19 protein-coding genes are annotated in these 24,405 nt (G+C 40.8%); 7 read left to right on the top strand and 12 right to left on the bottom strand.

Annotated elements, in window-relative coordinates; translation table 11 throughout:
• Nucleotides 1-9: 9 nt before the first annotated feature.
• Genes GUA46_RS13825 through GUA46_RS13815 form a run of 3 tightly spaced genes read right to left on the bottom strand, consistent with a single transcriptional unit; the run spans nt 10 to nt 5,852 of the window.
• A complete protein-coding gene (locus GUA46_RS13825; protein ID WP_218109562.1) occupies nt 10-1,542 on the bottom strand; it encodes a cellulase family glycosylhydrolase in 1,533 nt (510 codons plus the stop codon).
• On the bottom strand, nt 1,542-2,762 hold the full coding sequence (locus tag GUA46_RS13820) for a hypothetical protein (RefSeq protein ID WP_176620974.1): 1,221 nt from the start codon (nt 2,760-2,762) through the stop codon (nt 1,542-1,544). Before GUA46_RS13820 ends, GUA46_RS13825 begins: the two co-directional genes overlap by 1 nt.
• Nucleotides 2,763-5,852, bottom strand: a complete 3,090-nt coding sequence (locus tag GUA46_RS13815; RefSeq protein WP_176620973.1) for a hypothetical protein — start codon at nt 5,850-5,852, stop codon at nt 2,763-2,765.
• A 186-nt stretch (nt 5,853-6,038) separates the two neighbouring features.
• On the opposite strand from GUA46_RS13815, the gene GUA46_RS13810 reads away from it, so the two are divergent.
• The 5 genes from GUA46_RS13810 (at nt 6,039) to GUA46_RS13790 (ending at nt 13,430) form a co-directional block, all read left to right on the top strand.
• On the top strand, nt 6,039-7,172 hold the full coding sequence (locus GUA46_RS13810; RefSeq protein WP_176620972.1) for a response regulator: 1,134 nt from the start codon (nt 6,039-6,041) through the stop codon (nt 7,170-7,172).
• 667 nt (nt 7,173-7,839) lie between these two features.
• On the top strand, nt 7,840-11,559 hold the full coding sequence (locus GUA46_RS13805; RefSeq protein ID WP_229418516.1) for a metallophosphoesterase: 3,720 nt from the start codon (nt 7,840-7,842) through the stop codon (nt 11,557-11,559).
• A gap of 91 nt (nt 11,560-11,650) precedes the next feature.
• Entirely contained in the window at nt 11,651-12,400 is a 750-nt protein-coding gene (locus GUA46_RS13800; protein ID WP_108244308.1) for a phosphatase PAP2 family protein, read from the top strand.
• Between the two features lie 143 nt (nt 12,401-12,543).
• Nucleotides 12,544-12,843, top strand: coding sequence for a ribosome hibernation-promoting factor, HPF/YfiA family (gene hpf / locus GUA46_RS13795; protein WP_108244446.1), 300 nt, complete (start codon nt 12,544-12,546; stop codon nt 12,841-12,843).
• Nucleotides 12,844-12,866: 23 nt separating this feature from the next.
• Nucleotides 12,867-13,430 carry a type 1 glutamine amidotransferase domain-containing protein gene (locus GUA46_RS13790; protein ID WP_176620971.1) on the top strand — a complete coding sequence of 188 codons (564 nt, stop codon included), beginning with the start codon at nt 12,867-12,869 and terminating at the stop codon, nt 13,428-13,430.
• Nucleotides 13,431-13,510: 80 nt separating this feature from the next.
• Here GUA46_RS13790 and GUA46_RS13785 read toward each other — a convergent pair whose 3' ends face one another.
• Both GUA46_RS13785 and GUA46_RS13780 read right to left on the bottom strand, forming a co-directional pair.
• Entirely contained in the window at nt 13,511-14,782 is a 1,272-nt protein-coding gene (locus tag GUA46_RS13785) for a hypothetical protein (RefSeq protein ID WP_229418515.1), read from the bottom strand.
• A gap of 165 nt (nt 14,783-14,947) precedes the next feature.
• Nucleotides 14,948-15,511 carry a hypothetical protein gene (locus GUA46_RS13780; protein WP_176620970.1) on the bottom strand — a complete coding sequence of 188 codons (564 nt, stop codon included), beginning with the start codon at nt 15,509-15,511 and terminating at the stop codon, nt 14,948-14,950.
• A gap of 131 nt (nt 15,512-15,642) precedes the next feature.
• Between GUA46_RS13780 and GUA46_RS13775 the strand changes: the two genes are divergently transcribed.
• Both GUA46_RS13775 and GUA46_RS13770 read left to right on the top strand, forming a co-directional pair.
• The gene (locus GUA46_RS13775; RefSeq protein WP_176620969.1) at nt 15,643-16,251 is read left to right on the top strand and encodes a DUF2652 domain-containing protein; all 609 of its coding nucleotides are present in this window, start codon (nt 15,643-15,645) and stop codon (nt 16,249-16,251) included.
• A 149-nt stretch (nt 16,252-16,400) separates the two neighbouring features.
• A complete protein-coding gene (locus tag GUA46_RS13770; protein ID WP_108244305.1) occupies nt 16,401-16,850 on the top strand; it encodes a ferritin-like domain-containing protein in 450 nt (149 codons plus the stop codon).
• A 99-nt stretch (nt 16,851-16,949) separates the two neighbouring features.
• Here GUA46_RS13770 and GUA46_RS13765 read toward each other — a convergent pair whose 3' ends face one another.
• The 7 genes from GUA46_RS13765 to nirB all read right to left on the bottom strand — a co-directional run bounded on the left by GUA46_RS13765 (nt 16,950) and on the right by nirB (nt 24,376).
• The gene (locus GUA46_RS13765; RefSeq protein ID WP_176620968.1) at nt 16,950-18,122 is read right to left on the bottom strand and encodes a Pycsar system effector family protein; all 1,173 of its coding nucleotides are present in this window, start codon (nt 18,120-18,122) and stop codon (nt 16,950-16,952) included.
• Nucleotides 18,123-18,361: 239 nt separating this feature from the next.
• Entirely contained in the window at nt 18,362-18,544 is a 183-nt protein-coding gene (locus tag GUA46_RS13760) for a hypothetical protein (RefSeq protein WP_108244303.1), read from the bottom strand.
• Between the two features lie 74 nt (nt 18,545-18,618).
• Complete coding sequence (locus GUA46_RS13755) at nt 18,619-18,996, bottom strand: DUF7009 family protein (protein WP_176620967.1); 378 nt, start codon at nt 18,994-18,996, stop codon at nt 18,619-18,621.
• Nucleotides 18,993-20,846, bottom strand: a complete 1,854-nt coding sequence (locus tag GUA46_RS13750) for a PAS domain-containing sensor histidine kinase (protein WP_229418514.1) — start codon at nt 20,844-20,846, stop codon at nt 18,993-18,995. The genes GUA46_RS13755 and GUA46_RS13750 overlap by 4 nt, the downstream gene beginning before the upstream one ends.
• An 8-nt stretch (nt 20,847-20,854) precedes the next feature.
• Nucleotides 20,855-21,445, bottom strand: coding sequence for a DUF4202 domain-containing protein (locus GUA46_RS13745; protein ID WP_176620966.1), 591 nt, complete (start codon nt 21,443-21,445; stop codon nt 20,855-20,857).
• A 21-nt stretch (nt 21,446-21,466) separates the two neighbouring features.
• Nucleotides 21,467-21,844: a nitrite reductase small subunit NirD gene (gene nirD / locus GUA46_RS13740; protein ID WP_176620965.1), complete on the bottom strand. Its 378-nt coding sequence runs from the start codon at nt 21,842-21,844 to the stop codon at nt 21,467-21,469.
• Nucleotides 21,845-21,856: 12 nt separating this feature from the next.
• The gene (gene nirB / locus GUA46_RS13735) at nt 21,857-24,376 is read right to left on the bottom strand and encodes a nitrite reductase large subunit NirB (RefSeq protein WP_176620964.1); all 2,520 of its coding nucleotides are present in this window, start codon (nt 24,374-24,376) and stop codon (nt 21,857-21,859) included.
• Nucleotides 24,377-24,405 lie beyond the last annotated feature (29 nt).

Here is a 24,405-nt window from a genome sequence, read left to right as displayed (position 1 = left end):
GGGGCAACTTTAGTTAGTTGTCCCCTTTCTTTTTCCATCGATTATACGATAGGCAGGTTTTTCTTTGCCCTCGGAATCTATCAGTCCAAAATACTTTTGTGGCGCCTTTCGCCATGGTTTCCGCCCCACTACGGAACTCGGAACGGTTTCAAAATCGTACAAAGTCCATATAAAATAGGGGAGTTGTTCCTTTGTAAGAATGGTTTGCATTTTTTCGTAATAGCTGGCTTGGGCATCTTCGGAATTGGAGAACAGGTTCCAAATGCCGCTATAGCTTGATTTTCCATACTCTTCCAAAACCAAAGGTTTGTCGTAGACGGAATCCTTCAAAGCCAAGAAACGCTCAGTAAAATTTTCAGGTGCTTCGTAATAATGAAAGGAAACAAAATCCATTTCGTTGGCCAAATGCACAGCTGCTTCTGGAGTGGACCATCCAATGGTAACGGGATGAATGCTATCGTTTTGTTTGATTTGTTTCGCCATTTCTGAAAGCCAACCTAGGACATTATCCTTACCGCGGCTTTCAAAATCCAAGTCAGGCTCGTTTTTAATATCCCAGCCCAACAAGGCTTCATGAGATTTCAATCGAGAAACTATAGTTTCAGCATGTCGATGGGTCAATGTCCAATCCATGAGATCATAATTCCCATAAAAGTCGAATAGGGTCACTAGCACTTTGAGATTATGTTCTTTAGCGATATCTAATAGTTTTTCCAGTTGAGCCAACATTTCTTCTTTCACCGAGGCACCTCCAAAAACCTCGAAGGGTACAAACACACGGACCGAATGGAGCCCCATTGTATTTATTGTCCTGAAATCTTTTTGGATATAGGATTCATCAAAAGTTCTCCCGAACATATTCCAAGGGTTATCCTTTGGATAATAGTTGATGCCCCTCCATTTTTTGGTATCAAAAGAAAGCTGTTTAGGTTCATTTTCGGTTTCATCCGGATTGGGAATCTTCACCATTTGACGGATTCGCCAAAAGCCGTCCTCCAACATCAAAATCACTTGATAGCTGTGCAATGTCCGTTGTTGATGTACTAAGGTCCCATCGATGTAGACTTTTTCAAACTGGACCACATTGTGATCCGTCAGCACGGCCAATTTCCCATCCAAACTGTAGAACTCGAGTTGGGGATGATGTGATAGCGTAGTTGTCGCAATCCTTACATGGTTATCCTGATTGTTTTGGACCAAGTTGTTGACCTGCTTTCTCGCATCTTCGGTGTAATAATCCGCTATGCCCAATTGATCATAGGAGTTCAAGGCGATATTTTTTACATACCAAGCATTCAGGTAATCTTTTTCAAGTTCCCCAAGGGCTTGTTTGGATATTTTTCTTCCTCGTTGGCCTTCGATGGTCCAGATTATTTTGGGTTGGTAGGCCTGTTCTATGGTGCCACCTATGTGAAGAATGGCGGATTTGTCCGCCCCGGTATTCAAAAAGGACCAAGCAGCTGCCAATCCATAAATGATTCCAGCATTTACGGCCAAAAAGCTCAAGAGGAGCAACGCACGATATAAATTCTTCTTTGCCATCACTCTATGGTACCTTCTATTCTTTTTTCAATTCCTGCCACCGTGATTATCATGGTATTTTCGTGGGCATTCATGTTTTCGGGCAATTCAAACTTGCCCATTCCTTTTCTTGAAGTTGTCTCTTGTGTGAGCAACAATTCCCCATCAGGACCTTTTATTTCTAGATAAATGCCCATCCCGTCGGGAATCCATTGTTTCATATAGCTAAGAATAGGTCCAACGGTAATTGTTCTTCCGTTTTCTGAAACATGAACAGTATAATCCCTGACCGCCGCCTCAAAGTCCAGTTCCAAGCTATTACTTTGTGATAGACCACTAATGTGCGCTTTTACTTTCCATTGTGTCGGTGCTTCTGGATGAAGCATTTTCCCGACTGCAATCCCGTTCAAGGTCTGACCGTAAGTTTGATATTGGTTTCCAGAACTGTCTTCGACCACAAAATTGACCATCGTACCGTCTGCAATCGTATTTCCGTTACGATCTTTAACAGTGGATGTGGTAAAGGAAACAATCTGGTTGCCATCGGCGAAGTGGTGCTGTCGTTCCATCGTGATGTTGAAATCCGCCGATTTTGTCGGTAGCACACTTACCGTAAATTCCTTGGACACTTGATTTTCTATACTTGTGCCCAAGAACAATTCGCCAATCTCGCTATGTCCTCCCACGTAGGCATGGGCAATCATACCTTGTATGGGCATTGATGTATTATTTTGGACATTTTTGAATTTCTCGGTAAGTTCGATAATTGTTCTATCAGGCAATGGATTTCCAAAGGTGTCCTGAGGAAGCGACACAATCATTGCTTCATCTTGATTGTCGGCAAAGATGCTGGTAGGACCAATATAGGATTCCATGGATTCTGACAATGTTTTGCTGGGAAGAATATTTATGCTCCCTTCAGCCACCTTGGTTTTTTGATAATGCAAACTCCAATGGGCCAAACCACTTTTTTGGGTTATGGTTTGGGGTAGGGTAAAGGTCAGGTCCGTGTTTGTGGAATCTGGCTGCAATGCTATGGTTCCCCAGCCATTTTGTATCAATAACAACTGTTTTGCTGTCTTTCCATCAAATTTGAAGACAATGGAGTCGTCGGCAGTAAATTCTCTTTCTGTCGAAATGAGTTTTATGGCATTGGGGATTTTTTCAGAAGGAACATCAGCGGATTTGGAACAACCCAATGCACCTAAAACTATCAACCATATGTAATGCTTACACCTCATTTATTTGGGGTTTCCAATGTAATTGTTCAACTCCACCTGAAAATACGAAAAGCCATCCCCATTGTAAGGACGCATCATTTCCCATTTAAGCTGCTCATTTCTATCGGAAAAGTACCGTTCCGCAATTTCAGCATTGGGCAGGCCGTTCACGTAGCAGTTTTCCAATCCCTCCGCAATGATTTCCAGTTCGCTCAAATCCAACAGCGGCATTTCAAAAGTTTGCTTCCGTTGAATGCGGATGCCATCCAACGTAAAATGATGTTCCAACCATAAAATTTCTCCAGCTTCAGTATAGTACGAGGTCAAGATTTGAGGAATGGTCACCTCTTGTGTACCGAAATTGAACAATGTCCCTCTTAAGATATCTTGATTCATATGCCATTCTTGGAGTGCCACGGATTTGTAGAGGTCGGTCGTTGCCACATTACCTGCACATTGTAGATCAAAAGTGACGGGTTGTTCCGCCAAACTGATTGGTGTAAACTGGTCGGGATCAAAAGTGGGGGGTAAGGTGTCTTTAGTGGACGACCAGGCAATTCCCTCAAAATCTATGCGGAACGATGTGGTTTCCTTGGGCATGAGTTTATGCTTTGAGTGGAACTTGACATCGTGCTGGGCCAACTGTTTGTCGTTTTCGTTGTATAGGGTCCCTTTTATGGAAATATCCGCGGGTACATTGTCAATATTCTGAAGCTCACCGACAATACTGTAACTGCCTTTATATTTGACCAATTTGGCAGATAATACCTCCAAAAGCGGTTGGCGTAAAATATCCTCATGATACGTTTGTTGTGTAGTGATGCGCCTTCGTCCATGATTGTAATATTGGGTCTGGTTGGAAGCAATCAACTGGTTGGGTGGAATATCGTTGTCCACTTTTTTTGGTTTGATGTACCATTGCCCGTTCTTTTTGATGACCGTATGTTGATAGGTGCGGTCTACTTTCTCCAAGGGGGTGATCCATTTGGTGGCCACTTCCATTTCTATTGTATTATTGGTTTCCTTGGTCTTTGTTATGCCAATGGAATCCATCTTGGCGTAAGAGCTCAATAAACCGTCTGTGACCGATACTTCCAACATATATTGGGATAGGCTCACGTCGGCATCAGGATCCAAATAGGAGTGTGCCCGTTCAAATTCCATAAAATCCAGCGCGTCATAATAGGATTTGACCACATTCTCGGCACTGATCTGGGTGGCATTGTCCAAGTAAAAATGATAGATGCCAAAAACGAAAATTCCGATCATTTCGATGGCCCAAGCTCCATTGATGAAGGAAAGGCCCCTGGAAATACCGTTGAATTTTGGTGCGTGGTAGAAGTAATCGTCCACTTTGTTGGATTTTCCTTTGAGTTTCCAATACCATGGCAGTTGAATATTGATGATAAAAGCCAATAGCAAAGTCCCTACAGGAATCAATCCCCACATGAGCTTCAAGAAGTTGGGCACGTCTTCTTTGGGAATCACCTTGGGCAAAGGGGAAATATTGAGGCGCTCCCAGACCATAATACCATTTTCCAGTTGCTGTAAACGTTGCCATCCGCAGAAATAGAGAATAGGGTCGTAGAACTTATCGTTGGAAAATATGTACTTGAGATTGTATTTCTCCGGAACGGTCAAAAATTGTTGTAGGGAACCAATACCCTCCACACCCCTAAACTTTGAATTTTCCAGTCGTTCAATGGCCCTTGTGGTCAGCTCGGGCAACCTTCGGGCCGAATGATAGTTGCCATCCACCGTCATGGCCTTGGTCTGCGCGGAGAGCCATGCCATTTGATCTCCGAACCCCAAGGGCAAATAACGCCATTGATCATGTTGATCTTGGTTCAGGAAATTGACAATGGGCAGCATATTGATCCGTTGTGGTTGCGAAGGCCTAAAATAGTTGAGGCTCATGGCAAATATAGCCGCGGCGATGAAGGATATACCCAATCCACCGGCCAGCACATAGTGTAATGGTTTTTTAAACGCTTTAAGGAGTTGTTCCCTAATGTCGCCTTCCACCAAACGATACACAAACTCTCCAAATAGGGGCAAAGACATAATGGTGGCCCATAGCGTGAAACGGTCGAGTGTAAGGATGTTAAAGGCCGTGTCGCCCAACAGCATTTTAGGTAGGGGGGTGGTGCCACCGGTTCCCAATAATGTCAACATGGAAAACGATAGTCCAAAAAACAACAAACGCTTGCTGTAAAAACGGTAAAATAGGTAGGGTAGGATAAACAATAATATCCCCCAGGGAATCAAAAAGAACACTAATCCCGAGGAGGTAACTTCCAGAAAGTTGTCACGAGATCCATGCGGAATCGGAACTTGGGTAATCGGGTTTCTTTTGGAGTTGACCCAATACGGTAATATGCAACCTACAATGGCCACCAAGGAGCCGCCTCCAAATATGACAATGCGCCCAAAAAGACGTTTGAATTGTTGCAGAAATACTTTGAAAGTAATCTTGGTATTGATTTCTACCGCTTCCTTAGAAGCATCCATAATTACAAGTCCAATCAACGGGAAGATAAAAAAGACCATCCCAAAAATCGGTGTCACATGATGAGATGTAACCGTTACCGCAATCATGGAAAGCGAGGAAATCAGTTTAAATTTTCGTCCCGTCTTTATCCACATGTAAATCTCGGGAAGCGCATGCATTAAGATGGAGATACCCATCAAACTAGGTAATTGACCAAAAATGTGAAGTGTTTCCAAAAACATGGAGGAGAATGCCGCAAGAAGAGCGGTATAGCCCGCTATTTTTCGATTTCCTGAAATGACCAGCGCAAATCGATACGCTCCGGTAATGAACAGGGCGATGATGAGCAAAGCCATGGTAAACATTCCAAACTTTAATCCACCGATATACGAAAGCAATGCGATACATTGATGAACCAATGGCGGATACCCCTGTACAGTGAAACCGGTATACCAGCGATAATCCCAAGGCTCGAACCAACTATCAGCATAGTGGTCTGCAAAGAATAGGTGAATGAGCGCATCATAGGTGGTTTCCAACGTAAAAAAGATGGTCGCCCCGTGAAAAATGAGCCCAAAAACCAATGCAATGGCCAAGGTAATGTTGGTTTGTTTTTTCATGAATATCTATCAGGAAATATAACAGTTTAAAGGTCTAAATATTGTCGGAAAACCAATGAACTGTCCATCGCTTCAGTTTTACCATTCGTCTACACTTAATTGATTTCCAACTTTTTTGAGCGTTGGGGAACATCAATTGGTGATAGATTTGCTTCAAGTTTGATCAATAACATAAAACCTTAACCTATGAAAATTTTAGCAATTGATGATCAACAGTTAATACTGTTATCCGTACAGAGAAAACTTAAAGAGATTGGCTATTTGGTAAAAACGGCCTCTAGCGGCAAAGAAGGTATTGAAATCTTTAAGGAGTTTAAGCCTAATTTAGTGGTCATGGACATGAATATGCCCGAGATGACCGGGTTGGAAGTTATTGATCAGCTCAAGGAAATTGATATGAACGTACCTATTATGGTCATGTCCGGTAACAATGATGAAAGTGTAATTTTGAATGGTTTTGAACTGGGTATCGTGGATTACATGAAGAAACCGATTGGTTTGGATGAAATGGTGGCTCGGGTAAAGCGTACTATTGGCGCTCCAATTTTGGAGAAACGTTCGGTAAAGAAGGAGACACAATTGATTCAAAAGCATTGTGTGGGTGTTGTCATCCCTTGTTATAATGAAGAAGACCGTTTGAGTGGCAAAGAGTTTCAAGATTTTGCCAGACGCCATCCAGGATATCACTTATGCTTTGTGAATGATGGCAGTACAGACAATACATTGGAGGTTCTACAGGAAATCAGAAAGGGGAACGAAGATAGCATCAGTATATACAACTGTGAGAAGAATGGTGGTAAAGCAGAAGCGGTGAGACAGGGAATTATTCACTTGGCCAAAGATGGTCAGTTTGATTATATGGGGTATTTGGATGCAGACCTTTCCACGGATTTTACGGATTTTGATGAATTGGTACGAACCATTGAAGGGTCACAATTCGATATTGTGAGCGGATCCCGAATCAGTCGAATGGGAGCCGACATCACAAAAGAGTCTGCAAGAAAAATCATCAGTAAGACCATCAACTTAATCATCCAAAAAATCTTGGGAATGCCCTTTAAGGATACGCAATGTGGAGCAAAGGTAATGCGACCTACTACTGTGACCTCTGTTTTTGACAAACCTTTTAAGACACGATGGTTGTTCGATGTGGAGATTTTCATCAGAATGGGAAAAAAATATGGAAAAGAAAAGGCTACTTCCCTTATTTGCGAGCAACCCTTAAAGCGCTGGATCCATGCTGATGGCTCAAAATTGTCCATGAAGGATTCCATTAAGATCATTTGGCAATTGGGTCAGTTGTCGTTTAAATACAGATGAACGATTTGCTTGTAGTGGTTTCTAATTCGGTTAGAAATAAAAGTGTGTGCAGGGAAAAACCCAATAAAATTCAGGGTTTAGCGGATGTCCAAATCCTTACACGACGATATGAAAAATAAAGGCCTTAAAGATTAAATCCTTTAAGGCCTTTTTTATTGCTTACATGAATTTTGCTATAAAAAGCTCAATTTATCTTTCTGTACACAGAGACTTCACCTGCTACGTCCTATATGTGTACATCTTCTAATTAATCTTACCAATAATGACGATAGCCTATTAAATTCTACATAGATATCGGGCTATATGATACTATAAAAGACAGTACTTACTTCACAACGCTCAACATGAACTATTCTATCCTCTCCATCTTAAATTGGTAAAACCCTTTTTACCTGTCATCACTAACATCAAATTAGAGCTTGATAATTCAAACTACAAGCAATTAAACTTGATAGAGTTAAACTTATAATCAATAGGATGTCCTAAAATCATGTCTCTTGTTTACATTGGGTACTTATTATTGGGAGCAGGTAATCCGTTCAAGACAAAAGTAGTCACCGAATAAAATTATTCCCAGTAATTGAACTGATTCAGGTCCAAATATTAAAGGAAGATTAGAGTACCTAATATTTTTCGAAAAGACTAAAAAGTCTTTTTAATTCTATCTATGACAAAATTTTTTAAACCATTGGTTTGTAGGAGAATGGTGTTGTTCTTCGGGTCTATGTTATTTGCATCGTGCGCTACACTCAAGCTACAGCAAAGCGATGAAATTGTAAATAAGAATAGTGGTAAAGAGCCCAGTTATACTTTTTTTATAGCGGGGGGGATGGGAAACATTTCTGCAATGGACAATAGTCCTATTCTGGAAAGTTTAGGTAATCAATTAAGCCAAGCTTCCGAAAATAGCACTTTAATTTTTACAGGTGACAATGTTACGGATGGAACGGATAGTTGGGATTTGGATAGGCAACTGTTGGACAAGCACATTGGTCTGACCAAAAACTACAAGGGCAGCACCATTCTGATTCCTGGAAATAATGAATGGAAATCAGAAAACGTAGAGAATATAGAAGAGTTTGAAAACTATATAAAGGACCTGAATTTGGAAAGCGTAGATTTTTTTCCAGAAAATGCATGTCCAATAGAACGGATAGAACTAAGTGACAAATTGATTTTAATCTTAGTGGACTCCAACTGGTTTGTGTCCAATTGGTCCAAGGTTAAGAATATTAATAAAAAGTGTACGGATATTGTAACAAGGCAAAGATTTGTTCAGGAACTTGAAGATGCCATAGATGACAACTTGGACAAAAACATTGTAATAGCGATGCACCATCCCGTTTTCAGTAATGGACAATATGCCGGCCACAAAACTTTTGGCGACCATATGAAACCCCTTCCAGTTTTGGGAACGCTAAATGAGGGCCTAAAAGACCTAGCAGCTTTTGATCCAGAACATTTAAATTCAAGACGCTATAATTATCTCAGGGTATTTGTTACCACTCAGGCGCAGAAATCAGAAAGGATAACCATTGTTTCGGGCCATGAGGAAAACCTACAATACCTAGTAGCCAAAAATGTGCGTCAAATCATCAGCGGAGCGTTGGCTTCAAAATCGGCGACCTATCTTTCCAAGGATGAATTGGTGTCCCTTGGTGGTTCTCTGCCTTTCGAAGGCAAATTTGCACATGGAACCCTGGGTTATGCAAAACTGGAATATTTTAAAGATGGTTCTTCCCAAACCACCTTCTATAGTTTTGATGGGGATGAAAACACCACTACCATGGATGTTCTGCCAAAATTTCCTGAGAAAAAACCCATCATCAAGATAGATTCAGACCTTCCCAAAGAAGTTTCGGAAAAGGTTTTGGATGATCCTGATGCATATTATAAATCAGGATTTTATGAGTTTTTGTGGGGAGAGCGGTACCGTTCTTATTTTGGAAAAAAGGTGACCGCACCTACTGTAAATTTAGATACACTCTATGGAGGGGTGAAAGTCACCAAAGAAGGTGGGGGCCATCAATCCTTTTCTTTGCGCCTCGAAGATAAGGATGGAGGTGAATATGCAATGAGATCGTTACGAAAAAGTGCATTAAAGTTTCTAAAGTTCAAACTCCCGGGAATAGCTTATAACGAAGACAAATATCGTGATTCGTGGCCGGAGGAATTGGTTTCGGATTTTTTTTCCACGGCACACCCCTTTATGCAGTTAGTTGTAGACCCTTTGGCACGAGCGGTAGAGGTAAACCATTCCGACACCAAATTATATTATGTTCCAAAGCAGGAAACATTGGGTGATTTTAATGAGGACTATGGTGACGAACTTTATTTTATAGAAAGGCGTCCATCCGAAGAGCAGGAAAATTACAAAGGGTATAGAAGAACCATCGATGAAAATGGTAAGGTTACCGACATTGAAAGCACTACGGGTATGCTGGAGAAAATCAAAGAGGATGAGGAATACGTCGTTGATCAAAAGGCCTATATACGAGCAAGGATCTTTGATATGCTCATTGGAGACTGGGACCGCCACCAAGATCAGTGGAGATGGGTAGAGTATGAAGGAGAGGACGGAATAAAAGAATTTATGCCCATTCCAAGGGATAGGGACAATATTTTTCCGCGTTTTGATGGATTTGCCCTTAAACTGATCAAACTGTTCGTGCCAAATTCCAGAAGATGGCAAACCTTTGATGATGACATCGACGATATTAAATGGCTCAATTTATCAGGCAGCCAACTTGATAAAGTTCTTGTAACAAATTTGGGAATAGAATCTTGGGTGGAAGAGGCAAAATACATTCAAAGTAATTTGGGGGAACAAGAAATTGAAGATGCCTTTAAATACCTTCCAATGGAAGTACGGGACAGTGTCTCCGATTTCATAAAAGAATCACTTAAGTTGAGGTTGGAAAAGCTTGATGATTGGGCGTTGGCATATGGTACCTATTTAAACAAGGTGGTAATCGTAAGAGGTACGGAGAAGGATGATAAATTTGAGTTCGCAAGGCAGGATGATGGCAAAACCATCGTTGTTGTTAATCGGATTCTTTCGGATGAACCCGATCAAGAAATTTATCGGAGGACTTTGGATAAATCAACAACCCATGAAGTTTGGGCGTACGGACTTGGAGATGATGATGTATTTGAGATAACAGGTGATGGGGACAAATACATCAAGATAAAAATAGTTGGGGGGTATGGGAGAGACCAGTACCATATACAAAACAAGAAAAAAGTTACCGTTTATGACTGGAAACATGAAGAGTCGGATTTTAAGAAAGAGAAACCCAAAACACAGCTCACCAATTTATATCAAAGCAATACCCTTCATTGGAAGTATTTTACACCAAACAACAATATACTAGCTCCCAACCTTGGCTTTAGGTCGGATGATAATGTGTTTTTAGGCCTCACGGAACAATACACCAAGAATGGCCTAAATGGTGCTCCTTACAAACAACAGCATACGTTCAGGGCCAATTATTACTTCTCTTTCGGCGCTTTTGAACTACAATATGATGGGGTGTTCGCCAATGTAGTACCAGGGTGGAACTTTGAAACTGGAGCTTACTATAGCAACGACAGGTATGTAAAAAACTTTTTCGGTTATGGCAACGAAACCGTCAACCAAGAAAATCAATTGGATATTGATTTTTACAGAGGACGTGTTCGTCAATTTAAATCGTACGTTGGCTTGGCCTACTACCATCTAAGACCAAGATTGATTTTTGAATCTTATGAGGTAAAACAAATGGATGATCGCTTCTTCAATTTACAGAATCTGAATCCAGAGGCATTTGCATCTCAAAACTATATAGGTGCGGAAGTCACAGGACATTACGATAGGGACAATGCAGGGGATTTCCCGACCAAAGCAATGTATTTTGGGCTCACTGTTGGGTACAAAGCCAACCTTGGCATTGAAGAAAATAGATTTGGCTACGCTTCCGTAAAAGCTGGTTTTGATCATAAACTGATTCCATCGGGCGACTTGGTATTCTCCACTATTGCGGAATATAGGACCAACATAGGTGATAATGAATACTTTTTCTACCATGCTCCCTCCATTGGCGGGGACAATGGTTTACGTGGTTTTAGGGACCAGAGATTTACGGGACGGTCCTATTTTTATCAGAACACCGACCTTAAATTTCGAATAAAGGAATATGTTACCGCATTCACGCCCGTGACCTTCGGTGTTTTTGGTGGGTTCGATTATGGGAGAGTATGGGTGCAAAACGATACCTCCCATACATGGCATACATCCCAAGGTGGGGGATTGTGGATTGGAAGTTTAAAGGAGTTGACTCTGAAATTGGGATACTTCAATTCCAAAGAAAACAATTTGTTCCAGGTAAGTTTAAGTGTTCCTTTTTAAATTCATGAACAGCATTTGGCAAATATCACTTTCTTCATTTCATTGTTCTGGGAGGGATTAAAATGCTAAATGTGACCAATTTGAAAAGTATATGAAATTTAGAAGAAAGACTATAAAATCTAGTTTAAAGCAGTTAGTTTCCAACGTGCAGGAGTGGCTCGCCCCAATATTGGACAAATACCGCCACAAGGGAGCCTATTTTGTAACCGCATTGATCGCACTGGTTCTGATTGTTTTGGGAATCAATGTTTTTGTTGAGCTTACCGAGACACTTAAAACAGAGTATTTAGGCACGATAGATAGCCAAATAACCCAATTCGTTTTTTCATTTCGTTCATCAACACTCACCGATTTTTTCATTTTTGTCACTAACATAGGAGATGTGAACGGTTATCTGGTTATTCTTGCCTTAATGGTACTGGCCACCGCATTTATTTATAAAAAATGGAAGTATGTTGGCCAGATATTTTTGGTCCTTTTATTGGCAACTACCTCAAATATGGTACTTAAACGTTTTATTGATAGGGCACGACCGGATTTGGAACATATAGTAACTGTAGAGACACTGAGTTATCCAAGTGGACATGCCATGAGCGCTATGGCCTTTTATGGTTTTCTAATTTATCTCCTCCACAAATTTAGGATAAAACCTTTGGTGAAAAATATACTTATAGTGCTCGTGTCACTTCTTATTTTGAGTATAGGGGTCAGTCGCATTTATTTAGGAGTACACTTTCCTTCCGATATTTTAGGTGGATTTATAGCAGGAGCAATTTGGGTGTTCTTCTGTATCCTATTGTTCAATTTGATGGAATTGTTTCGGAAAGATTCCAATACCTGATTTTTGTCATCAACTTTTTGATAATCAGTACTTCATCGGTTTGAATCAATAATCCAAGTTATCGAGCAAAGATAAATAGCAAAACTGTATTAGTTTAATGTTGCATGATTGAAAATCGATCAAGCGTAAAACATAAAATTAATATGCAGATAGTTTTTGAATATGACAATGTCGCCCAAAGCGACCGTTTGGAACAGATAGCTAAGGAAAAATTGGAGAAAGTTTCGAACAAATACGACATGGTAATCAGGGCAGATGTCTTTTTTAAGGAAGAGAACACTTCTTCCGACCAAGTAGGGAAGATATGTGGCATTCGATTGAGCCTTCCGGGCCCGCGTTTGTTTGCTGATTCAAGCAAAGAAAATTTTGTAAATGCCATCGGTGAATCCGTAGAAAATCTAGAAAGACAACTACGAAAGCAAAAGGAAAAAATGAATCAATAATAACCCTAAAAGTAAATTGCACTATGAAATTGAAAGATAAAAAAATAGCGATTTTAGCCTCAGATGGCTTTGAAAAATCAGAATTATTCGAACCCTTAAATGCTTTGAAAGAAGAGGGCGCAGAAGTACATGTTGTATCCCCCGAGAGCGGTTCCATTAAAAGTTGGGACAAAAAGGATTGGGGAGAAAGTGTTTTGGTAGATATTACCATTAGCAATGCCAATCCAGAAGATTATGATAGCTTGGTACTCCCGGGCGGAGTCATAAACCCTGATACACTTAGAATCAATGAGGATGCAATCGCATTTATAAAATCCTTTTTTAAAAATAGTAAGCCAGTTGCCGCAATTTGCCATGCACCTTGGCTATTGATAAGTGCCGGTGTTATTGAAAATAGAAAGGTGACATCGTATAAAAGTATTAAGGATGATGTGATTAATGCAGGCGCCCATTGGGAAGATAAGGAGGTGGTGGTAGACCATGGCTTGGTGACGAGTAGAAATCCTAACGATCTACCTGCATTTATTTCCAAAATTATCGAGGAGACATTGGAAGGTAAGCACAAAGACCAAACTGTGGATGCCTGATCCAAGTAAACAACAGATTAAAAGTAAAAGCCCCGAAATTGGGGCTTTTTTAATACATCATTTATTTCTTCGGCAAAGGACTAGTCCAAACAGTCAAAACATTTGGAAAGTTTCTCACTAAGCTCTAAATCTTCGGAGCCGTTGAGCACTACCGGCTCCAATTCACGTTCGTCCAGAATCTGCTTAAAGATTTTGGCATATTCCACAATGCCCTCCCTGCGCGCGATCAATTTTGTTTTTATTTCTTCTCCGTTCAATTCATAGATGTTTTCTGGCCATACCCGAAAGGCGTTATTTATTACAGAATCGTTAAGTGTTTCTTGTAAAAGCTTTGCTTGTTCGATAAAGGTTTCCTCTGGGACCGATTTTAGAAAGTACACATCGAACGCCTGCACCAAACCGGGCATATGCTCAATATCCTCTTCGTATGATTGCACTTCTGGTAGAAAAAGTTCATTTGATATAATATAAGGGATTACACCGTCTTGTTTGAAAAAAGCATTGTCCCTGTCGCCTGCTATGGGGTGTGCTATCCATTTATCTTCTTTTTCCTCTATGGCCCAGCCCCATTGTTTGGCATGCCGGTCCCAGTCCCCAATAATCAGGTCAAAAAGCCTGGCACGTACAATTTCGGGATAGTCCAAGATAATCGGTTTGCCTTCGCTTTTCCATTCTTGAATGTCATCGGTATCAGCAAGTTCCCTTACATTGGTATAATCCGTCCAGTTTACATCCCCTTCTGTTTCATACTCTAAAAAGAACAAACGATTACCGTATTTGTCGTTATGTTTTCCCAATGTGGATTGCTCCGGCACAAAATATACCTTAGGATGTGTGTGTATTATCTTTGCCGCTTCTGACAGCTCTGCCACGACCAATGCCGAATAGGGGTGCTGGGCAGAAATACCATCCACCACGATGTTTTCCAAGCCCAACTTCTCGGCTGCTTCGGGAATCAATTTGGAGGGATCCTTGGTAATGGAACGTAAGGAATACCGGACTCCGTTGTTATCGGCCAGTTCCAATGAGTGGGTCTGCATGCCACCCCCTTGTTCAATCACTTTTAAGCCTCCAAGCAAAGTATCGAGATAAATGATAGGTACACGGATAGGAGCACTCCATGCATCCCTGTATTGCTCTCCTTGCATTATTTTTTTTAACCAATCACCTTCATAAAGAGTGTTCGCGGCAACCACGACCGAATCATATTGTGTAAAATCCGTTTCTTTTACCTCGGAAATGTCAAGTATTTCACAGGTTTTGAATTTTTCCGAAGTGCTGTTTACCGAAATATAGGTGAGGCCTACCAATCCAATTAGCAAGACGATTGCCAACATTACTATTTTTTTCATATTGAAATAGTTTGTTTTTTATGTGTAGATATAATGGTTAAATACCTACTTAAGATATTGTGGTTTTACATTAAGGAATGCTTCTAAAACATTCAATTGTAATCCAAAAGAGTAGTTTTTTTAAGATGTAAAGTTGATATTGGTTATTTTTTATAGATGATAGTTTCAGTTGTCGGGATTGCTGTCTTGCTCCCCCGTTTTTTCATCTTCACTCACAGTAAGATAATGGTCGGTTTGTCCAAGACCAACTATCTTAATTATGTTCACCACAGTATTGTACAACATAAGAATCACCACGATTAATGCAGCGCTAAGAATACTGGATATAGCCAAACTAGAGTAGTAAATAACGCTATACCAATTACTGGGTACATTCTCTGATTCTGTTATAGGTAGATTGAACAGAACAAAGGATATCAATGCGGCTATAAAAACCACGGTATCAAATTTTGCAATCTGAAGGACGTGTAGATAATGGTCGTTCTTAAGTTTTGATTTAGTTCCAGAACTCAGTCCTAACAAAGTCAATAACAAGGTCAATGTGGTTGCAGATGCGAGAACTATGGTATTGCAAAGCATATTCAGCCCCGAAAGAGATTTGTTTATGAGAACCTTGGCTTCGTAACCACTAAGTTCTCCCAACATAAAGGATCCAAATAAAATTACTATCAACGATATAAACCCGCCTGTGATGGCCCTTTTAGTATAAGTACTCAGTTTTAAATTCATTGGTTGTTGATTGTACTGCTAAAAGTAAGGCCTTTGACACTAGTTGATTAACGCTATTAGGATTAACATTGATTCGGATAGCATTCACCTTGATGGAAGGGTTAGATTATCTTTTCAAAAAAAAGAGAACTATGCATACTGGCCCGACATTAATATGTATTCCCGATATAAGTGGATTTACCCGTTTTATGGGGGAGATAGACTTTGAATTGAGCACCAAGATTATTCCATCACTGTTGAACAAGATTATATATTCCAACGAAATTGGGCTTAAAATATCTGAAATAGAGGGGGACGCTGTACTTTTTTATCGTACTGGTGAGCTCCCGAGCTTAAAGGATTTAATTGACCAGTGTATTTATTTTTACACCGAATTTTATAAGCAGATGAATGTACTGCGCAGTATGAATAATGGACATAAAGGTGTGGACAAGATACCCGAGCTCTTAGGACTTAAAATAATTCTTCATTATGGTGAGGAGGTAGGTCTGGTGCCCATTGGAAAGAACATCAAATTAATGGGGGAGGATATTATTGTGGCACATAGGCTCTTAAAAAATACCATCCCTACGGATGAATATATCTTGTTCTCAAGGGATATTCTTTCGAGCTATAGTCAAGAGGACAGGCAAGAACTTCAGATGGGAACAAACTTAATATCGGGTAATATCCAAGTGGACCATTTGGGTCAAATCGATTTCAAATATATTGATCTATTGCCCTTCCGTCCTGATATGTAGTTAGTTTCACGAGATTCTGCCATTTGCGAGCATTGAGATCAATAGAGTCCAAAAGATGATTGTTTGCATCAACCCACCCTGGATTTTCATGGTAATTTTAAATTGAACGCCAAACGGTAGGCAAAATAGTTACCGCAAAATTTACTAGTATGAACAAAGATATCAAAGAGGTAGAGGGTCATCTGAACGAAATTGTTCAAAAAAATGAGGATGCCATCAAAGGATATAAAAAGGCAGCCGAAAATGCCAAAGAAGTTGGACTTCAAAATTATTTTAAAAACAAGGCAAGAGAACGTAGAAATTTTCTAAATGAGCTCAAAGCCGCAACACCGGTCCTAGATCTGGACAAAGGTATGGATGGGAGCGCCAAAGGAGCAATGCACCGAGCATGGATGGATATGAAAGCTTTCTTTTCCGGTGATAATGATGAGTCCATGCTGGAAGAAGCCATTCGAGGGGATAAAGCAGCAGTAGAAAAGTACAACGAGGTTTTGGCCGATACACACTTGCCAATCAACTCTGCAAATGTTATAAGAAAACAACGGGATTGGATTGTGCAAGACTTGGAAGCCAATAAAAAACTGGAAGATGTAATGTAGTTAATTACAAGCCTTACAAAGTAAAGCCGGTCGTATGCCGGCTTTTTTAATGCCCAAATTCGGGAATAACCCAGCACACCATTTCATTTGAAATATGTGCTAAACCTTAGGTTTAGGAGTAACAGCGTCTATAATCTCTTGCTCCATTCCAAAATAATGTAGGGCAATGGCAAAAGCCAGCACGGATAGTATAATTCCCACCATAAAAATGGTATAGGTCCATCGTAACAATTGGTATTTTGATTGTAATACTTTTCCCAGATAGTATAAATCAAGCGTTAGTGAGTCGTAGATAGTTTCTTTACTCTCAATGATGTCCCTTATTTTTTCTTTGAATGCTTGTGATTCCAAGGCGTGGAAATTACCAAAAAACAAGTGGTTGGCATTTTTGGCCTGTATATCTCCTTCAACAACAGCCTTGTTCTCTATTTTGGGTCGTGTGGCCAAAACAGACATGATTATGGAAGCTATGCTGAATACGACAAAGATTACCGTTGGATATATTAAATAAGAATTAGAAGGCACACCGAGTTTGGGAATCAAATTAGCTAAGAGCAAGGATATAATAATTGCATTGACGGATAATAGGATGTTGGCCTTGGTATCTGCTATATCACTTAGCTTTAAATGATTTCTTAGCTGGGTCCTGTACATAGATTGAATTGCTCTTTCCGGGCTTTGGTTCTTTAGTTTTACCTTAAGCTTTTCTTTTTGCTTGGTCTTGACGATTTTTGCCGCTTTCTTAATTAAGGATATTATATTGTCCTCCTTTTGGGCTTGCCAATTTTCCAAAGCATAAACCGTATAATATCTATGATCGGTCCTTAGTATTTCTATATGATTTTTATACCATTGGTTCTGAGAAGGAGGATTTTGACCTAAGTTATCCATTTCCATACGTTCTAACTCCAATAATTCACTAAGATTGTTGGAAGCATAACGGAATGTTCTAATATCTTTTATCGTGCCCTCTTCAATTGTATTCGGAGCTTCGCTGTTCCATGCGGCCCCTACTAACAAAACAATTCTTTCAACCTTATCATTGCCGTAGTCCTGATCATGTAAAAACTGTCGGACAATTTTTTGACTTTTTTCAACATGATTTTCATATCCTTTCGAAAAACCGGCATACAGAAACCATGATGCGACCATCACTTCCTCTTCTTCAATCCTCTCATTCGAACCTTCAATCAGTTCTTCTGCCGTGCCTACGGTATTTTTGGTCAAACTAAGGTTATGGAACAAATAGTTGTTGCTTATCTGTTCCGACATTAGCTGAGAAATAAAAGTTCTACAATGCTTTAAAATCGTTGTCATTTATGATGGTGGTTATTTACGGTTGCTTCAATAGTATTGTAGTCAGTACTTTGACCTGAAAAAGATATAGTTAATGACAATATTAAATTGGCTTAAATGATTGAAAAAGTAACTCAAAAAAGTTACGGCTCTGAAAGGCTTCTTACAATCTGTACTTATTATTTTGGATTCTTTAAACTTCTTCAATATATGGCTTAAGGGTTATCCTGGCAGGTTCCAATAAAGTCACTTCCTTCCAGATTCACTAACAGGTCGCCCTGAGTAACTTTCCCCAGTATAGTTGTCAATAAAATACAAGTTTCCCTTTCGCCAACAGGGGCTTGGGTTACATATACTTCAGTTCCATCAACAGCAAAATATAGAGGAATCCTGTCCATTTAAAAAACCGTTTCCCGCCATTCATTTTTTACTTTGAAGCTTTCATTGATTGTTTCCTAGAAGATTTTTCGGGTTAACAGGTATTGGTTCCTATTTTTGGATTAGGATAATTGTCGGATTGATCCTCGGTAGTGTTGTCCAAGCAAGCAAAATCCTTTTCAACCAACAGCGAAAGCTGTTTTCCGTTGGGTAAATCCATTGTGCCGCTAAAACCAACCTTATCCGAAATGTCCCATCCCGATTGTTTCTTATCGTCCAGATATAGGGTAATGGTATTTTCCTCATAAGAGGCCTCTAGGCTATCAATGCCTTTCTTTGCTTTTAGTACATAACTGAAAACACTGTGACCAAAATCTGTGGTTTCCTTGTACAACCCTGTTTTGCAAAAGGTTTCCACTTCGGTTTTCGTCAATCTGTACCGTATCGAATTTCCTTTTATCCTAATCTTCATACGTCTCTTTTTTTTTGCTTTTTTGTCTCGTTCAAATTGTAATTGATGGTAACACGTGTTCCGTCACCGGGGCTGGAGTTGATGAACAATCTACCGTTTATGTAGCTAATGCGCTCCCTCATAAAAAATACGCCCATTCCACCCTCACTGTTGTTTTTTGGAGGACGTTCCAAAATAGTCGGGTCAAAACCTTTGCCATCATCATCTATGACCACGCTCAACAAATTGTCCGTATGGTTTATGGAGACCAAAATATAATTGGCATCCGCATATTTAATGGCGTTGTTCACGGCTTCTTGTGTAACCCTATAAATATTGGTTTCCGCCAACGAGTCAAAACGGATGTTCTGTTCAGCCTTGTTCTCGAACAAAATGTTCTTTCCCGTTAATTTACCCAATTCCGAAGTCATTTTTTGCAAAGCGGGAAAAATACCGTGGTCGCCCAATTCCGGAGGGGTAAGATTAAAGGTAGCGGTGCGTACGCCTTTGATCAGATCAGAAGTAAGCTCTTTTAGATAAGCTATTTTTTCTTTGGTGCGCTCCTTTTGGTCCAAGTTGATGGATTCGATATTGAACCTTAATGCCGTAAGCATTTGCCCAATGCCATCATGGATGTCCTTGGCGATACGTTTTCGTTCCTCTTCCTGGCCCTCCACGATAAGACTTGCCTGCAATTGTTTCTGGTGCATGCGATCTTCATAATTTTGAAGCGTAAGTTGTTCCACCTTTTCTTGGTTGTTCTTGCGCTCAGTTATATCTGAACATAACAGCAAAACACTTTGTTTTAGGCTTGTTTGGTGCATGGGAACAATGGACATGTCCAACCACAATTTGTTGCCCGCCTTGGTCTTTATTTCAATTTCCTCCGTTCTGATGCTCTTTCTGGGTTTCGTCAAAATCTCTCCAAGATATTGCCGTTGTCCTTCATCGGTGGTCAATATTTCGGAAAGATGGGTGTTGGGGGGAATGTTGGATTCATCCAAAAGCGTCAAGAATTTTTTACTGATAAAAACAACGGTACCATCGCTGCGGCCACTGGCAAAGAGAGCGGCATGGTCGATAACAAAGTTCAGTTCTTTCAGTTCTTGGAGCGAGCGTTCCTTTTCTTCGAATATTTTTTTGATTTCCTCGGCGTCCTGCTCCGATTGTAACTGGCTTTTGACCAGATTACGTATGGTTTCCTTGATCTGAACGGACAACGGCCTGAAGATGAACAGGACCTCCAAAACCAAAATCAATAGAGAAAAACACAACAACAGGTATTCTTTGGCCTTTAGCTTTTGTAACCGTTCTTTACTGATGGCATCAAATTCATTGACAATGGTGTCCATTTTTTCTAAAAAGGGCCCTTCGTTGGCCAATAGGACATCCAATGCCTTTCCAGATGTATCTTTTTGGGAAAGCATGGTTTTTATAGCATTTACCATGGAATTGTAATGTATGGAAAGCTCATCAAAATGTTCCAGAACGGATATATTGTCCTCTTTGGGAAGTCCAATACTGTCGTTGCCCATTTGAAGCCCTTCGTGGGATGTCTTCCAGATATAAAGCGTACTGTTCAGTTCTTTTAAAAGCTCCTGTCGCTGGTTTTCCTGTAGATTTTCTTGGTTGAGCAACAAGGCCTCCTTGACCAATTTCTGGCTATAGGCACGTTGTCGCCCCGCCACATTGATTACCCGGGAGTCGTCCAGTTGGGAGTTGAGGTGCTGTTGGATAAGAATTTGGGCTATGATAATGGTAAGGGCAATGGCCGATAGTGCCAATACATACCACTTTCGGATCCTCAAGAAGGTTGAGGTCTCCAATGTTTGCTGCTGATTGCTCCTTTTCATTTGTTTGTCCGCTCCCATTTTGGGCATTAGTTGGATAGGGCTTTGGAGACCAGTTCCATTCCTCTTTCCGAAAAAGCCAGGGCCAAGGCCGCTTCATGGCCTTTTTGTGACATTTTTACCCAAGTTTTTTGCAAAATGGAGCTAATTTTATCGTCATCGTGCTTTGTGAGGAACGGCTCGTAATAAAACTTTAAAAAGACCAAGCAAATAACATCTTCCAATGTTTGGGTCTCCTGATCTTTTTTCAATTGTTTTTTGAGCAATAGAAACGATACCCTATCAATAGTATCTTCATCGTAGCCTACTTTCCGTAATATATTGCTCGCTTTTTCCGCGTGGAATTTTTTGAGTTCTTGCCTCCATTTCAGGTAGCCGACCCGATTCATTTCATAGGATTCCCTAGGTATTTCCCACCTGCAAATATGCTGGCAACGTGCCGTTAATTGCAATGCCTCCGAAGCATCCGGTTCAAATTCATTTAGAATATCGGTCATACGCTGTGCGTACAATAGCTCTTTCGGATATGATCTTCCTTCAAAGCTTTCCTTGTTGGGGTCTTGGGCATTGGCCTGATCAAACAGTTTGAACGCTTCCAGAAGTTTTTCGGATTTGGCCATATTCATTGGTTTTTCTTAAAACTATTCAGAAAAACCAATATACACAAAGCCATTTTCCACTTTTACGGGAAAAGTAGCGATCGAGGGCAGGTCTCCGTTGAGATTTTCCCCAGTTTCCAAAGAGAATGTTCTTTTGTGCATGGGACAGGCCACTTTGGCAATACCTTCGGAATCCCCTAACATCCCCCGCGATAATACCATTTCCATTTTATGGGGGCATAGGTTTTGACAGGCATACCATTTTTGTTTTCGTTTAAAATGATATAGCGCAATCTGTTTGTTCTTATATTTTACGCATGCCCCCCCGTTTTCCGGTATGTCATGTTCTTGGCAAGCTTTGAACCAAACCGTTACCTTGTCCAAAGCAACCGGGCTGTATTGTTGAAATAATGCTTCCATAGTGTTTATAATTTAGTTGGTCCATGGTTCTGGCATTTTCTGTTCCCTCATGGGAACAAAGACCAAATTATCGTCCCTGTCATCCGTATTGACAAAATGCTTGAAACGCCTACCGATTTCTTCATTTTCCACAGCTTGCTTCCATTCGCATTCATATTTGTCCACAAGGCCCTGCATGTCAGTTTCGAGTTCCTCGGCAATGTTCAAACTGTCTTCGATGACAATTTTTTTGAGTTGCTCCATGCCACCTTCCAGTTTTTCCAGCCAAGCGGCAGTGCGCATTAGTGGTGCGGCGGTCCGGATATAATACATTAAAAAGCGGTCCAGGTATTTGATGACCGTTTCATTGTCTATTTGTTCCGCCAATAATTGGGCGTGTTTAGGTGTGGCACCACCATTTCCGCATACATAGAGGTTCCAACCGCCTTCCACTGCGATTACCCCAAAATCCTTTCCGCGGGCCTCGGCACATTCACGGATACATCCCGATACGCCCCCTTTTAGTTTATGGGGGGACCGAATCCCTTTATAGCGTTCCTCCAGGGCAATGGCAAAGCTCACGCTCTCGTCCATGCCATATCGACACCATGTGGAGCCTACGCAACTTTTTACGGTACGTAAGGATTTCCCATAGGCATGGCCACTCTCAAAACCAGCATCGATCAGTTTTTTCCAAATGGCGGGAAGATCGTTCAGTTCGGCACCAAATAAGTCAATGCGCTGGCCTCCCGTGATTTTGGTATACAAACCGTATTGTTTGGCCACATCTCCCAGCACGATCAGTTTATCGGGGGTTATTTCGCCACCGGGTATCCTTGGAACTACCGAATAGGAGCCATTTCGTTGGATATTGGCCAAAAAACGATCATTGGAGTCCTGTATTATGTCTTCTTTGTTGGCCGTATGGTTATAAATGGTGGCAAAAATGGAGGCTAGTGCAGGTTTACACACCTCGCATCCATCACCTTGTCCACATTTGTCAAGAGCTTCATCATAACTTGTGATGCCCTTTACCTTGATGATGCCATAGAGTTCTTGTCGGGTATATTCAAAATGTTCGCAAATGACATCTTTCACCTTTTTACCCATGGATTTTAGCGTCTCATTGACCAACTCCACCACCATGGGCTTGCATCCTCCACAACCTGTAGTGGCTTTGGTGCAGCTTATAATATCTTTAAGGGATTTGGATTCGCCATTCAAAAGAGAGGAGCAGATGTTTCCTTTGGAAACACTTTCACAGGAACAGATTTGGGCAGTATCGGGCAAATCTATGGCACTGCCAAAGGCAGAGCCTTCCCCACCACGTGCCCCTACGATCAATTCTTCGGCATTATCGGGCAAAGCGATACCGTTCAAGTACATCTGGTGCAAAATATTGTAGTCCTTGGCATCCCCAACGAGAATCCCTCCCAAGAGCGTTTTTCCATCATGGCTTACATTGATTCTCTTGTAGAGGTATTTTGTCTTGTTTTCAAAAATGATGGACAACCCCTTTTCCACGGGCATATATGGAATACCAAAACTGGCTACGTCCACACCCATTAATTTAAGTTTTGTGGACATATCCATATGCTCTGGCATAATGACCTCTTGATTGCCCATTATCTGGTTCACGGCAACATCGGCCATTTCATAACCGGGAGCGACAAGACCATATATCATTTGGTTGTACAGGGCCACTTCGCCAATGGCGAATATATCTTTAGTGGATGTTCGCATTCTATTGTCAACGATGATTCCACCTCTTGTTCCCATTTCCAGTCCGCAGGTTTTACCAAGCTCATCCCGGGGGCGTATCCCTGCCGAAATGATGAGCATATCCACATCCAGTCGGTCATCCTCCCCAAACTCCATTCCTTCTATTACCTTGTCGCCCAAGATTTTATTGGTTGCCTTGCTCAAATGTACCTGTATTCCCATATCCTCCAGTTTTAACTGGAGCACATTACTACTTCGGGTATCCAATTGTCGGGGCATCAGTTTGGGAGCGAATTCCACTACGTGGGCTTCCAGGCCCATGTCCAAAACAGCCTTTCCTGCTTCGAGCCCCAAGAGGCCTCCTCCTAAAATAGCTGCTTTTCCGTTGGGTTTAATGGCTTTGATTTGTGAAGCATAGGCCATCATTTCCTCTAAATCTTCTATGGTTCTGTAGACAAAGACACCTTCTTTTTCAACCCCGGAAATAGGAGGCACAAAAGGAACGGAACCTGTAGCCAAGACCAAATAATCATAGGTATAGGATTTGCCCGAAGCGGTATGGATCTCCTTATTCTCTTTTTTAATATCTGACACCCGCTGCCCTGTAATAAGTTCAATGTTATTTTCTTTGTACCAAGAGGCAGGTGCAAGTTCCAAAGCATTTGCATTTTGATTTTCAAAATATGCACTGAGGTGAACCCTATCATATGCAGGTCTGGGTTCTTCACCGAACACAATAAGCTTATATTCATCGCTGGAGGATTTAGCTACAAATTTTTCACAAAACTTATATCCCACCATTCCGTTGCCCACTACAATTACAGTTTTCATATATATATGATTTTGAAATACAAACCAAA

This window comes from Flagellimonas chongwuensis, from assembly GCF_013376415.1.
Taxonomy (GTDB): domain Bacteria; phylum Bacteroidota; class Bacteroidia; order Flavobacteriales; family Flavobacteriaceae; genus Flagellimonas; species Flagellimonas chongwuensis.
This window is presented reverse-complemented; position numbering and strand designations above follow the sequence as displayed.

Coding starts and splice junctions, on each gene's coding strand:
- GUA46_RS13750 (WP_229418514.1), bottom strand. CDS start 20,846: ATGGGAGCGGACAAACAAATGAAAAGGAGCAATCAGCAGCAAACATTG.
- nirB (WP_176620964.1), bottom strand. CDS start 24,376: ATGAAAACTGTAATTGTAGTGGGCAACGGAATGGTGGGATATAAGTTT.
- GUA46_RS13760 (WP_108244303.1), bottom strand. CDS start 18,544: ATGGACAGGATTCCTCTATATTTTGCTGTTGATGGAACTGAAGTATAT.
- GUA46_RS13820 (WP_176620974.1), bottom strand. CDS start 2,762: ATGAGGTGTAAGCATTACATATGGTTGATAGTTTTAGGTGCATTGGGT.
- GUA46_RS13745 (WP_176620966.1), bottom strand. CDS start 21,445: ATGGCCAAATCCGAAAAACTTCTGGAAGCGTTCAAACTGTTTGATCAG.
- GUA46_RS13800 (WP_108244308.1), top strand. CDS start 11,651: ATGAAATTTAGAAGAAAGACTATAAAATCTAGTTTAAAGCAGTTAGTT.
- GUA46_RS13765 (WP_176620968.1), bottom strand. CDS start 18,122: ATGTCGGAACAGATAAGCAACAACTATTTGTTCCATAACCTTAGTTTG.
- nirD (WP_176620965.1), bottom strand. CDS start 21,844: ATGGAAGCATTATTTCAACAATACAGCCCGGTTGCTTTGGACAAGGTA.
- GUA46_RS13780 (WP_176620970.1), bottom strand. CDS start 15,511: ATGAATTTAAAACTGAGTACTTATACTAAAAGGGCCATCACAGGCGGG.
- GUA46_RS13825 (WP_218109562.1), bottom strand. CDS start 1,542: ATGGCAAAGAAGAATTTATATCGTGCGTTGCTCCTCTTGAGCTTTTTG.
- GUA46_RS13785 (WP_229418515.1), bottom strand. CDS start 14,782: ATGAAAAAAATAGTAATGTTGGCAATCGTCTTGCTAATTGGATTGGTA.
- GUA46_RS13815 (WP_176620973.1), bottom strand. CDS start 5,852: ATGAAAAAACAAACCAACATTACCTTGGCCATTGCATTGGTTTTTGGG.
- GUA46_RS13770 (WP_108244305.1), top strand. CDS start 16,401: ATGAACAAAGATATCAAAGAGGTAGAGGGTCATCTGAACGAAATTGTT.
- GUA46_RS13805 (WP_229418516.1), top strand. CDS start 7,840: ATGACAAAATTTTTTAAACCATTGGTTTGTAGGAGAATGGTGTTGTTC.
- GUA46_RS13810 (WP_176620972.1), top strand. CDS start 6,039: ATGAAAATTTTAGCAATTGATGATCAACAGTTAATACTGTTATCCGTA.
- GUA46_RS13775 (WP_176620969.1), top strand. CDS start 15,643: ATGCATACTGGCCCGACATTAATATGTATTCCCGATATAAGTGGATTT.
- hpf (WP_108244446.1), top strand. CDS start 12,544: ATGCAGATAGTTTTTGAATATGACAATGTCGCCCAAAGCGACCGTTTG.
- GUA46_RS13755 (WP_176620967.1), bottom strand. CDS start 18,996: ATGAAGATTAGGATAAAAGGAAATTCGATACGGTACAGATTGACGAAA.
- GUA46_RS13790 (WP_176620971.1), top strand. CDS start 12,867: ATGAAATTGAAAGATAAAAAAATAGCGATTTTAGCCTCAGATGGCTTT.